Source organism: Streptomyces sp. NPDC014727, from assembly GCF_043083485.1.
Taxonomy (GTDB): domain Bacteria; phylum Actinomycetota; class Actinomycetes; order Streptomycetales; family Streptomycetaceae; genus Streptomyces.
This window is the reverse complement of sequence record NZ_JBIBYR010000014.1, coordinates 151,708-163,635: the sequence shown is the minus strand read 5'-3', so window position 1 is coordinate 163,635 and position 11,928 is coordinate 151,708. Positions and strand designations below refer to the sequence as shown.

At 69.3% G+C, this 11,928-nt stretch carries 11 protein-coding genes; 4 read left to right on the top strand and 7 right to left on the bottom strand.

The genetic code is table 11. From position 1 onward, the window contains the following. Nucleotides 1-15 precede the first annotated feature (15 nt). From ACF1B9_RS22770 to ACF1B9_RS22760, 3 genes are all read right to left on the bottom strand, one after another. Nucleotides 16-975: a carbohydrate ABC transporter permease gene (locus ACF1B9_RS22770; protein ID WP_391743343.1), complete on the bottom strand. Its 960-nt coding sequence runs from the start codon at nt 973-975 to the stop codon at nt 16-18. Beyond that, the gene (locus ACF1B9_RS22765; protein ID WP_391743342.1) at nt 972-1,982 is read right to left on the bottom strand and encodes an ABC transporter permease; all 1,011 of its coding nucleotides are present in this window, start codon (nt 1,980-1,982) and stop codon (nt 972-974) included. Before ACF1B9_RS22765 ends, ACF1B9_RS22770 begins: the two co-directional genes overlap by 4 nt. Before the next feature lie 489 nt (nt 1,983-2,471). Continuing rightward, on the bottom strand, nt 2,472-3,272 hold the full coding sequence (locus tag ACF1B9_RS22760; RefSeq protein WP_391743340.1) for a DeoR/GlpR family DNA-binding transcription regulator: 801 nt from the start codon (nt 3,270-3,272) through the stop codon (nt 2,472-2,474). Between the two features lie 185 nt (nt 3,273-3,457). Between ACF1B9_RS22760 and ACF1B9_RS22755 the strand changes: the two genes are divergently transcribed. Further along, nucleotides 3,458-4,342: an SIS domain-containing protein gene (locus ACF1B9_RS22755; RefSeq protein ID WP_391743338.1), complete on the top strand. Its 885-nt coding sequence runs from the start codon at nt 3,458-3,460 to the stop codon at nt 4,340-4,342. 118 nt (nt 4,343-4,460) lie between these two features. Beyond that, nucleotides 4,461-5,297: an acyl-CoA thioester hydrolase/BAAT C-terminal domain-containing protein gene (locus tag ACF1B9_RS22750; protein WP_391743337.1), complete on the top strand. Its 837-nt coding sequence runs from the start codon at nt 4,461-4,463 to the stop codon at nt 5,295-5,297. Nucleotides 5,298-5,411: 114 nt separating this feature from the next. On the opposite strand, the gene ACF1B9_RS22745 is transcribed toward ACF1B9_RS22750, so the two are convergent. From ACF1B9_RS22745 to ACF1B9_RS22735, 3 genes are all read right to left on the bottom strand, one after another. Continuing rightward, nucleotides 5,412-5,981, bottom strand: coding sequence for a hypothetical protein (locus ACF1B9_RS22745; protein WP_391743335.1), 570 nt, complete (start codon nt 5,979-5,981; stop codon nt 5,412-5,414). Nucleotides 5,982-6,152: 171 nt separating this feature from the next. Continuing rightward, complete coding sequence (locus ACF1B9_RS22740; protein ID WP_391743334.1) at nt 6,153-7,274, bottom strand: P1 family peptidase; 1,122 nt, start codon at nt 7,272-7,274, stop codon at nt 6,153-6,155. A 224-nt stretch (nt 7,275-7,498) separates the two neighbouring features. Then, on the bottom strand, nt 7,499-8,188 hold the full coding sequence (locus ACF1B9_RS22735) for a 4'-phosphopantetheinyl transferase (RefSeq protein ID WP_391743332.1): 690 nt from the start codon (nt 8,186-8,188) through the stop codon (nt 7,499-7,501). Nucleotides 8,189-8,815: 627 nt separating this feature from the next. Here ACF1B9_RS22735 and ACF1B9_RS22730 point away from each other — a divergent pair. Together ACF1B9_RS22730 and ACF1B9_RS22725 are read left to right on the top strand one after the other, a co-directional pair. Continuing rightward, the gene (locus ACF1B9_RS22730) at nt 8,816-9,037 is read left to right on the top strand and encodes a hypothetical protein (protein ID WP_391743330.1); all 222 of its coding nucleotides are present in this window, start codon (nt 8,816-8,818) and stop codon (nt 9,035-9,037) included. Nucleotides 9,038-9,137: 100 nt separating this feature from the next. Further along, entirely contained in the window at nt 9,138-10,175 is a 1,038-nt protein-coding gene (locus ACF1B9_RS22725) for a sporulation protein (protein WP_391743329.1), read from the top strand. 351 nt (nt 10,176-10,526) lie between these two features. Here ACF1B9_RS22725 and ACF1B9_RS22720 read toward each other — a convergent pair whose 3' ends face one another. Then, the gene (locus ACF1B9_RS22720; protein ID WP_391743412.1) at nt 10,527-11,810 is read right to left on the bottom strand and encodes an LCP family protein; all 1,284 of its coding nucleotides are present in this window, start codon (nt 11,808-11,810) and stop codon (nt 10,527-10,529) included. Between the last annotated feature and the right edge of the window lie 118 nt (nt 11,811-11,928).

Below are 11,928 nucleotides of genomic sequence, written 5' to 3'. Positions count from 1 at the left end.
GTCCGGGTGGGCGGATCAGCCCTTGATCGCCCCGGTGAGGACGCCCTTGACGAAGAACTTCTGCAGGAAGGGGTACACGCAGAAGATGGGCACGATGGCGATGATCAGTACGGCCATCTGCAAGGAGGTCGCGGGCGGCACCGCGTGGACGCCCATGGCCTGTGCGTTGATGCTCTGGCCGTTGAGGACGTAACTGCGCAGGATCACCTGGATGGGGAACTTGCTGGAGTCGTTGAGGTAGAGGACCGCGTTGAAGAAGCTGTTCCAGTAGCCGACGGCATAGAAGAGGCCGACCACGGCGAGGACCGCCTTGGAGAGCGGAAGGACGATCCGCAGGAGCACGGTCACCTCACCCGCGCCGTCGATCCGCGCGGCGTCGTACAGCTCCTCGGGGATGCTCTGGAAGAACGAGCGCACGACCACGATGTTGAACGCGTTGAGCAGTACGGGAAGGATCAGCGCCGCGTAGGTGTCGAGCATCTTGAACTGCTGGACGGCCAGGTACGTGGGAATGATGCCCGGCGCGAAGAGGAACGTGCCCAGCACCAGCAGCAGGATCGGCTTGCCGAGGACGGTGCCGGGTCGTGAGGTTCCGTACGCGATCATCACCGTGCATGCCAGGCTCAGCGCGGTGCCGATCAGCGTGATGCAGATGGAGACCAGGGCGGCCTGGGTGACCACTCCGCCGGAGAGGATGACCCGGTAGGCCTCCAGCGTCGGGTGCTCGGGCAGCAGGACGTAGCCGCCGTTGGCATTGAGCTCCTCGCGTCCCGCGAGGCTGGTGCCGATGGCGAGGACGAACGGATAGAGCACGATCACGGTCAGGACGACCAGTGCGGCCGCCTTGGCGCCCTGCCCGTACCAGTGGGGCCGCTCCATCCACGGCGGGCGGCCGGAGGAGGCTCGGCGGCGCTCGCCGCCACGGGGGCCGAAGCGGGCGGTTCGCAGCCGTGACGCAAGGGTCTGCTGACTCATCGGTACACTCCCTGCTCACCGAAGCGGTGGGCCAGCTTGTTGGCGGCGAGGATGAGGGCGAATCCGATGACGCCCTTCATGAGACCCGCGGCCGTACTCATCCCCCAGTCGCCGTCGATGACGCCGTGGAAGTAGACGTAGGTGTCCATGACTTCGGAGGCGTCCGGACCGACGGCGTCGCGCTGCAGGATGATCTGCTCGAAGCCGACCGAGAGGATGTCGCCGAGGCGGAGGATCAGCAGCATGAGGATCACCGGCCGGATGCCCGGCAGGGTGATGTGCCAGATCCTGCGCAGCCAGCCGGCCCCGTCCATGGCGGCGGACTCGTACTGCCCCATGTCGATCGAGGCGATGGACGCCAGGAAGATGATCGTCCCCCAGCCGCAGTCCTTCCAGATGGCCTGGGCGGTGATCAGCAGCTTGAAGGTGCCCGGGTCCGTCATCACGTTGCCGATGGTGACCCCGTGCTCCATCAGGAGCGTGGTGACCGAACCCGCGCCGCCGAGCACCTGCTTGAACATCGCGACCACGACGACCCAGGACAGGAAGTGCGGGAGGTACACGACGGTCTGGATGAACCGCTTGATCTTCTCGCTGATGAGCGAGTTGAGCAGCAGTGCCAGCGCGATCGGCGCGGGGAAGTAGAGCAGCAGCTGGATCGCGGTGATCTGCAGGGTGTTGGAGACCGCGCTCCAGAAGTCCGGTTCGGCGAGCAGCGCGGTGAAGTTCGCGAGCCCGACGAACGGGCTCTGTTTGAAGCCCAGGAACGGCTGGTAGTCCTGGAAGGCGATGACGTTGCCCGCGAGCGGCAGGTAGAAGAAGAGCGCGAAATACAGCACCCCCGGCAGGCAGAAGAGCAGCAGCGCTCTGTCCCGCTTGAGACGGTGCCGGAGCGGCTGCCGTATGCGTATGTCTTTGCGCTTCTTCCCGGCGGGTCGATCCGCATCGTCGCGGTCATGGGGCTGCGGCACAGGCGACCGCACGGCCGAGACCGGCGTATCTGCCATCGTCACAGGCACCTCCAGGGCTGATGGAGCAAGGGAGCGTCCCGCGCATCCACGGAGGCGGCCCGCACCGTCGTGGGTGTGGCCTGCGCTCCTTCGCGGCAACAGGCACATAGTTCACGACGCTGCACCTGAATGGCAAGACTTGTTCATTTCACAGAGGTAACGAACATCTATTGGCATAGAAAAAGTTTCCCAGCGAGCCTGGGACGCGCGCCGAGCGGCCGCACAAGACCCGATATAGGGCACAGAAGCAGCACAGAAGTGGCAGCGAACGGCCCATCAGGAGCCCTGGGCCGCACGGCCGGTTCCCGTCAGACGGTGATTCTGAGTGCTCGATCATGCACCGAAGATCACTCCTGCCGACATTCTCAAGCAGACGCGGTCGGCGCAGGCATGCTCCTCCCGCCGCCTCCGCCCGACTTCGGCCACACACACGAAAACGGCGGGCCGCCACCTCATCAGTGACGGCCCGCCGTTCGGACGAGCGCTTCAGACGGCGATGACGGTGACGCCGGCCTCCGTGAAGCGGGCGGTCGCCTCGGGCGTGATCCCCTTGTCGGTGACCAGGAAGTCGACCTGCCCGAGATCGCAGACCCTGGCGAAGGCCCGCTTGCCGATCTTCGAGGAGTCGGCCGCCACGACCACTCGTTGCGCCTGCTCGGCGAGCAGCCGGTTGATGCTGGCCTCACCCTCGTGGTGGACGTAGGCGCCGCGCTCGGTGTCGATCGCGTTGACGCCCAGCACGGCGACGTCCAGCGTGATCTCGCCCAGCACCCCACTGGCCAGCGGACCCGTCAGCTCGTACGACTGCGGCCTGGCCACTCCGCCGGTCACCACGATCTTGATCTGCGGCCGGATCACCAGCTCGTTGGCGATGTTGAGGGCATTGGTGACAACGGTCAGGGTCGGCTGACCGCCCATCCCCGCCGCGCTGTCGCCGACGACGTCGGAGCGCACCGCCAGCGAGCGGGCCACCTCGGTCAGTGTCGTACCCCCGGTCAGCCCCACCACCTCGCCCACCGCCACCAGCTCGGACACGGCGCGGCCGATGGCCTGCTTCTCCGGGGCGTGGCGGCCGGTCTTGTAGCGCAGGGCCAGTTCGTAACTGACACCGTGCGCGACCGCGCCGCCGCGGGTACGCGTGAGCAGCTGCTGCTCGGCGAGCTGGTCCAGGTCGCGTCGGATGGTCGCGGCCGAGACATCCAGCGTGACGGCGGCGTCCTCGACCTCGACCCGGCCGTTCTTACCGACAAGTTCCAGCAGCGCGTTCCACCGGGCATCCCTGGACAAGAGAACTCTCCTTACGAACCCGGGCTTCAGGCACCCATCCCCTTGGGTACGGTCACCGGACACGCGCAAGCGTCGCACAAGGCTCCGCCCAGTCAAGCCGCCTGCAAGGAAAATGCTTGATAATGCTCGTACGTCCCGTATACCGTGCGTAAACGAGCATCCCACTATGGATACGGAGTGCAAAAGTGTCATTTGTCGAGATCGAGACGGCCAGTCAGCCGGAGTGCTGGCGCCGCGCCGCCGAGCTGGCCCTGACCCAGGCGGCCGCGCTGCCCGCCACCGGTGAGCGCATCGCGGTCGTCGGCTGCGGCACCTCGTTCTACATGGCCCAGGCCTACGCCGCGCTCCGCGAGGCGTCCGGTCAGGGTGAGTCCGATGCCTTCGCCGCCTCGGAGTTCCCCTTCGGACGCGGCTACGACCGCGTCGTCGCCCTCACCCGCTCGGGCACCACGACCGAGGTGCTGGAACTGCTCGACCGGCTCCGTGGTGAGACCCGCACCGTTGCCATCACCGCCGATCCGAACACTCCGGTCATGACGTCCGCCGACGATGTCGTCGTGCTCGATTTCGCCGACGAGCAGTCCGTCGTGCAGACCCGGTTCGCCACCACCCTGCTCACCCTGCTCCGCGCCCACCTCGGTCTGCACACCGACGCCGTGGTCCGCGACGCGGAGACCGCGCTGGCCGAGCCGCTGCCCGAAGGCCTGCTGGACTGCACCCAGTTCACCTTCCTCGGTCGTGGCTGGACGGCGGGGCTCGCCAACGAGGCCGCGCTCAAGATGAAGGAGGCGTCGCTGTCCTGGACGGAGGCGTACCCCGCGATGGAGTACCGCCACGGCCCCATCAGCATCGCCACCACCAACACCGCGACCTGGATGTTCGGCCCCGCCCCTGAGGGCCTCGCCGAGCAGGTGCTCGCGACCGGTGCGCGCTGGGTGGAGAGCGACCTGGACCCGCTGGCCGAGCTGGTGCGCGTCCAGCGTCTGGCGATCGCCCGCGCCGCCGCCCGCGGCCTGGACCCGGACAACCCGCGCCACCTGACCCGCTCGGTGGTGCTCGCGGACGCCTGACCGACCGATGGACATCGTCGAGCGGGCGTTCAGCGATCCGGGCGGGAGCGCTCGCGAGAGTGCCCGCGAAACCCCTCACGGAGCCCCTCATCCGGGCGTTCGCGAGGGGTTTCTCGCCATGCCCGCGCACGGCCCGGTCCGGGACGGCGGAGTCGGGGTGCTCGTCCTCGCCGGGTCCAGCGGGCGCATCGAGGACGAGCGGTGCCGCATCCTGGCCCGGGAGGGCATGGCGGCCCTGTCGATCCGTTGGTTCGGCGGGCTCGGGCAGCCGCCCGGCATCTGTGAAGTCCCGCTGGAGACCTTCGCGCCCGCCATCGAGCTGCTCCGCGCGGGTGGCGCCCGGCGGATCGGTGTCCTCGGCGTGTCCAAGGGAGCCGAAGCCGCCCTGCACCTGTCCGTGCTGCTGCCCGGCATCGACGCCGTGGTGGCCCTCTCTCCCACTTCGATGACCTGGGCGAACGTCGGTCCCGGCCGGGACGGCCGGACCCGCCCGCAACGGTCTTCCTGGACCTGGCGCGGCGAGCCGCTGCCGTTCGTCCCGCTCGACGACTCCTGGGCGCCGACGCCCGCGCGGCCGAGGGGCGTTCCGGTGGCCGTCCGAGGCTGGTACGAACGCAGCCGGCAGACGTTCGCCGACCGCGTCGACGCGGCGACGATCGCGGTGGAGAAGTCCGCCGCGGACCTCGTCCTTGTCGCAGGCGGCGACGATGCGATGTGGCCCTCGCTGCCCTGCGCCGAGGAACTGGCCGCCCGCCGCCGGACGGCCGGCCTGCCGGTACGGGTGATCAGCAGCCCCGATGCGGGCCACCGCCCACGGTTTCCGGGCGAGCGTCCGGCTCCCGTCTCCGCGTCGTTCCTGTACGGAGGTTCACCCGCGGCGGACGCGACGCTCGGGACGGAAGCCTGGCCCCACGTACTCGACGCACTGCGCGGCGGCCGCCCGCGCCGAGCCTGATGCGCATGCCGCCGCGGGGCGGACAGCGGACGGGGCGTCAGGCGGGAGACACGGACGTGCGGGGGCCGGCGGACATCCCGGCCCCCTGCCCCCGCACCAACGGTGCCGACCCGGTCAGGAACCCTCGAAGTAGACGTCCAGGACCGCGTCGAGTTCCTCCTCCCACCGCTTGAGGTCGCTCCTGGCGGGTGCTTCGACCTCGGCGTTGAACCATCGACGGGACGACATGTGGACCGTGACGGTGAACCGCCGGCCGAACCGGGGTGTCTTCACCTCGACCGCACCGATCTCGTCCCAGCCGAACTCGGCCTCCTGGTCGTCCAGCCGGAACGTGACGCCACCACGGTCCGCGCTGATCGATCCCCGACGGTCGCTCACCTCGAATGCGGGGCCCTCCTCCGCCTCCTTGTCGTCGGCCGGCGCTTCGGCCGCGGCCTCCCCGTCGGCTGCCGCGTCCTCGGACACGGTCTTGACGACGGCGTCGTCGGGGGCGACGGCACCGGAGGTCCGCTCCCCTGTCCGTTCCTGGTCTGTCTGCTCCTCGTCCGTGTGCTCCTGGCTCGTCTCCGGTTCGCTCGTGCCAGGCTTTCCGGCAGTGACGGGGGCCGTGAGACCAGGGATGTACGCCGGGTCTGTCCCTGCGGCGTACCCGGGCTGAGTGTTGGGATCTATGCGCTGCTCCACGGCGGGCAGTATGGCCGACGAACCTGTACGAGACCAGTGACCACCGCGCCGTGCGCCCGTCTCCCCCTGCGGGAACCTCCTCACGCACCCTTGAACTCACCCGATCACGCGCCCGGAAGTGTCTCGGCACGCCTCTCGGAACGCGCCTTCGGCCACGGCTTCGGAACCACGTCATCGTCCCCGCGCGGCCAGAAGCTCCGTCACCTGGTCCAGCGGAAGCGCGGGGACGTGATGACCGTCCCGGCCGGTCATCGATCGAGCGCCGGTGAGCACGTTGAGCACCGCCTCCTCGACCGACTCGACCACCGCACCGTAGAAGGGATCCATCCGGCCCCAGGGGACGAAGCGCATCGACTCGTACGGCGCGCTGCCGTCGTTCTCGGGAAACGTACTCGTCAGCGCCGACGGGTTGGCCGTGGAGAAGGCCAGGAAGAGGTCACCGGAGAAGTGACTGCCGGTGGTGCCGGTACGGGCGAGGCCCAGCGTCACCCGACGGGCCAGTGCCTTGCACTGCCCCGGCAGCAACGGCGCGTCGGTCGCCACCACCACGATCACCGAGCCCGCGCCGGGCGGCACCGGACGCTCCCCACCGGGCGCCGGTTCGGCCGCGGGTGCCTCGACCGGATCGGACAGCGCGCGCCCGACCGGGACGCCGGCCACGACCAGCTCGCTCCGCGCGCCGAAGTTGGCCTGCACGAAGGCGCCGACGGTGTACCGGTCCTCGCCGTACTCCACCACCCGCGAAGCGGTCCCCGAGCCGCCCTTGAAGCCGTAGCAGCGCATGCCCGTTCCGCCGCCGACGCACCCCTCCTCGACCGGGCCGGAGGCCGCGGCCTCGATCGCGGCCGCCGCGTGGCGGGGCTCCACGGCCGAGCCGTGGATGTCGTTGAGGTGGCCGTCCCAGGTCTCCGTGACCACCGGCAGCAGCCACTCCGGCGCCATGCCACCGCAGTTGGCGCGCACCCAGTCGACCACGCCCCGGTGCACCGGTCCGACCGCGTACGTGTTGGTGATGACCACAGGAACGGCGAGCGAGCCGCTCTCCTCGATCCAGGCGGTCCCGGTCATCTCGCCGTTGCCGTTGAAGGAATGCCAGCCGGCCGCGCAGGGCGTGCCCACGCCGTCGCGACCGCGCGGCAGGAGCGCCGTCACCCCGGTGCGCACGTCATCGCCCTCGGCGAGGGTGACGTACCCGACCTCGACACCGGGCACGTCCGTGATCGCGTTCCACGGTCCCGGCTCCCCCGTCAGCGGGATACCCAACTCACGTGCGCGCTTGCGGTTTTGGCCCATGCCTTGTCGGCTCATGCGGTCTTGGCTCATGCGATCGTGGCTCATGCGGTCAGAGATTACGGGCACACCCATGCGTCCGGCGAGGCACGGCCGGCGCCTTCCGCCGACCTCACCGGACGACGCCTCGGGTGACCGGTAACCGTTCTCGCGGTGTCCCTCCCGCGTGACCCCGGTGTGCGCCCGCCGCGTCCCGTACCGCGGTGGTGAGGGCGCCGGCCGCTCGGCTACCCGGTGGGTGCGCCCGCCTCGTTCGCCACGGCGATCGTGGTCGCCACGAGACCGTCCGCGACCAGCCAGCGGCCACGGAAGGCCGTGGGGGCAGCAGTTGACCCGCCGGCCCGGTCCGGCGCCGGGGCGGAGATCAGCAGTTCGGCGGTGAAGGTGCCGTCCCTGCGGAGCACTATCTCGGCCTGCTCGAAGCCGAGCCAGCGGTGGGTGAGTGGGAACCACGCCTTGTAGACGCTCTCCTTCGCGCTGAACAACAGCCGGTCCCAGCGGATCTCGGGGGAGGTCTCGCGCAGTTCGCTTTCCCGCTGCCGCTCCGTCGCGAGGGCGATGGTCTCAAGCACCCCGTCAGGCAAGGGGCCATGCGGTTCGGCGTCTATACCGACGGTGAGAACGTCCGCCCGGCGGGCGACCACGGCGGCCCGGTAGCCGGCGCAGTGCGTCATGCTTCCGACCACGCCTCGCGGCCATATCGGCGCCCCGCGTTCGCCCTTCAGGATGGGGACGGGTGCGAGCCCGAGCTCACCGAGCGCGCGCCGGGCGCACCACCGTGCGGTGATGAACTCCTTGCGCCGGGACTCCACTGCATTACGGATCAGCTCTTCCTCACCGGGGAAGAGCGAGGCGTCGGGCGGATCGGAGAGCGCCTCGGCCACGGTCACCTGGGACGGCAGAATCTTCTCGATCATGTTCTCCCTCACACCGCCGGTCGATCCATCCTCCGCGTCGTCCCTGAAGCCTGCCCAAGGAATTCGGGGTTCTTGACGTGTCGGCGGCGCTTCGGCCGATCTTCTCCCAGCAGGAAATCCGCCTGTACCGGCCCAGTTCATGACGAACCGGACCTGCGGCCTTGTGATATGCCGCTCGATGACGATGCCACAGGCACCCGGGAGGAGAGTCCCGAACGGCAAGCCTGCCACCCCGACCGCCGCGGGCTGCTCACCTGTTACCCCGGCCGACGCACCCCCGCAGGCCGGGAAGGGCGCGCACGACGCACGACCGGAAGCGGCCCTCCCGAACGCGGCAGCACATCCCTCCCGGACATGGCAGCGCGCCCCTCTCACCGCTGCGCCGGGAAGCCGGCTCGACCGAGCGCGTAAAGCGGAGGCAAAGCAGCGCTGCCCCCGACCACCCCTGGGCGACCCATCGGGCTGACCTTGCGTTTTCCCCGTCAGCACGACATGACACCATGGCCGAAAATGCACCTCTCGTCGATCTTCTTGGGAACTGCTTTACCTTCCGGGGTAGTTCTGCTGACAGCCGCGCCCGCGGCACTCCGCCGAACAGGCGGGGCAGTGCGCTCACAGGAGGCAGCAGTGGTCCCGATCGACCTGGACAAGGTGCTCGACAAGGCATACGCGGACAAGGACCTGTCCACGATTCTCTCGGCCCCGGTCTCCGCCCTGAAGGGCGTGTCGGACCGCCAGGGAGAGCTCCTTCATGAGGCATTCGGGATCAAGACGGTGGCAGATCTGGCCAACCTGAAGTACGCCCGCTGGGCCCAGACCCTCGCCGCACTCGACGCTGCCGCCGAGTAACGCTCCGCCCCACCGTCGCCGGGCCCGCCGGCCAGGAATGAGGCGGCCCGGCGTATCGGCACACCTGAGTACAGACCCACATGAAGGAGCGGACGCCACCATGGTGTTCAAGAAGCTGCTGGGAGCCATCGGAGTCGGTGGTCCATCGGTCGACACGGTCCTGGACCCCGGCCCCGTCCTGCCCGGCGGCCCGCTGACCGGACGCGTTCATCTGCGCGGCGGCCAGGCTGACGTGACCATCGAGATGATCACCCTCGACCTGGTCGCCCACGTGGAGGCGGAGAGCCATGACGGGGAGGAACACGGCACAGTCGTCTTCGACCGCGTCACGGCCGGCGGTGGGTTCCGGCTCGCGGAGGGGGCCGAGCAGACGGTCCCGTTCTCTCTCACGCTGCCGTGGGAGACACCCGTCACCCGTCTCCACGGGCAGCCTCTCGGGGTGATCCTCGGAGTGCGGACCGAGGTGGAGGTGGCCGGAGCCAAGGACAGGGGCGACCTCGACGCTCTCGACGTGGGGCCGCTTCCCGTGCAGGAAGCAGTCCTCGAAGCGTTGGGGCAGTTGGGCTTCGGGTTCAAGTCCGCCGATCTGGAACTGGGCCACATCCACGGGACCGGCCAGCGGCTGCCCTTCTACCAGGAGATCGAACTCTCCCCGCCCGCGCACCACGCGCATGCCGTCGATGAGATCGAGGTGACCTTCCTCGCGTCGGCCGGCGGTGTCGAGATCGTCATCGAGGCCGACAAGCGCGGCGGCCCGTTCTCCGAAGGCCACGATGCCGTCCACCGTTTCGCCGTCTCCCACCAGGCCGTGGGCCACACGGACTGGATCGCCGAGGTCGACTCGTGGATCAAGCAGATCGTGGCCGGTCATGGCTCGCACGGCGGCTCTCCCGGCGACCCGTACTTCTCCTCGTACGGACACACCGGCCACCACGACGCGCACCACTCCGAGTTCCACCACGGCGCACAGCACGGCGATGAGCACCGGCGCTCCGGCCCCAGCACCGGTGCGGTGGTCGCGGGCGTCGCCGCGGGCGTCGCGGTCGGAGTCGTCGGCGGCATGGTCGCCGCCGAAGTCGTCGACGAAATCGGTGACGCCTTCGAGGACGAGGAGAGCGAGAGCGACGACGAAGGGTGAGCCCACCGTTCATCGGCCGGGGGCAGGCCTGGCCCCGGGAAGCCCTGCACACGCAACTGATCTCCGACGCCACATGAGTTCGCCCTCCCGGGGGCGGCCCTCCTCCGGGGCCGGCGGTTTCTGCTGCCGGCCCGGAGGGGACCGATGCCCGTCACCGGACTGCGCGTGGCCCGAAGGCGTCGCCGTGCCGGTGCGCCCGCCGTCCACCGTCCGCAGGTTCGGCGGAAACCGCCCGTCGCCGCGGCGGTGAGCCGACCGTCGGTTCGACGCAGGCCATGCGTCGACGCAACGAGAGCCGTCCGCCGGTTCAATGGAGGCCGACCACCGGCGTGGCGACTGCCGGCCGAGGGTTCAGCGAAGGCCGTCGAAGTCCTTGCCGACCGTCAGGGTCACCGCGCCCGGGGCGGCAGCGGCGTCCTGGGTCGCGCGCGTTCCCGGCAGCCGGGAGGCCAACGCCTTCGCCTGCCGGTCGAGTCCCTGCGGGAACGTCACCGCCGTCCTGGGCGTGTCCTGAGGGGCGTTGCCCGTGCCGATGACCGTGTATCCCGCCGTACGCAGGGCTTCCGCGACCGTGGCGGCCTGCCCCGGCTTTCCTGTCCCGTTGAGTACGCGTACCTGGATCGTGGCGGCGTACACGGGATTCTTGCCTGCGGCCTCCAGCGCCTTCTTGTCGACTTCCTTGTCCCTGGCCAACGAAGCGAAGAGATCCGCTGCCTGGGGGTACTGCCAGACGACATTGGCCTTGTCGGTGGGCACATCCGCCTCGCGGCCGTAGTTCGGCACGGTCAGGAAGGTCAGCCGGTCGCCGGGGATGCCCTTGAGCTCGGAGGCGAGCGCGGCGATCGGCGTGACCCCCGCAAGTTCCTTGTCCGTGGTCAGTGACTTGGTCGCCGAGTTGAGGAAGCCGTACAGAGCGGTCGGGCTGGTCAGCTTCTTCTGCGCCTTGGCCACCAGCGCCTCCATGAATTCCTGCTGCCGGCCTATTCTGCCGAGGTCGGAGCCGTCCCCCACGCTGTAGCGGGTCCTGACATAACCGAGGGCCTTCTCGTCCCTGACCGTCTGGCATCCCGCTTCCAGATCGAGGTGCGCCTTCTTGTCGTGGATCGCCGTCTCGGGACAGACCTCTATGCCGTCCAGGGCGTTCACCATGCCTTTGAAGCCCTGGAAGTCGATCGACATGAAGTGATCGATACGCAGGCCGGTGTTCTGTTCGACGGTTTTGATGGTGCAGGCGGCCGCCCCGGCGACGTCGCCGCTGGTTCCGCCGACGGCGAAGGCCTCATTGATCTTGAAGTGGTGCGGTGTGGAACGGGTGCCGTTGCCCCGGTCGCATGCCGGTATGCCGACCCATGAATCCCGTGGGAGGGAGACGACGGTGGCCCATTCCCGGTTGGCCGCCACATGCATGACCATCAGGGTGTCCGACTGCATGGTGGTCAGGCCCTTGCCGTATTTCCCGTTGTCGCCTGCACGGGAGTCGGAGCCCACCACCAGGATGTTCTTGGATCCGGGACTCATGTTGGCCGGCCGGTCGGCGCCGAGCTTGTCGTCGATGTCGGCGGAATGGATGTTCCCGTTGAGGTTCTGATAGATCCAGGCGCCGGCGCCACCGGCGGCCAGGAGCAGCACCGCCAGGGCGGCGCCGCCTCGGACGACGATCCTGCCCCGCCTGGTGAGCCGCCCCCGTGGATTCTCGTCGGCCCTGCGCCCCGCCCTGCCGCGCGGCTTCCTGCGTTCCTTGCTCACGCTGTCC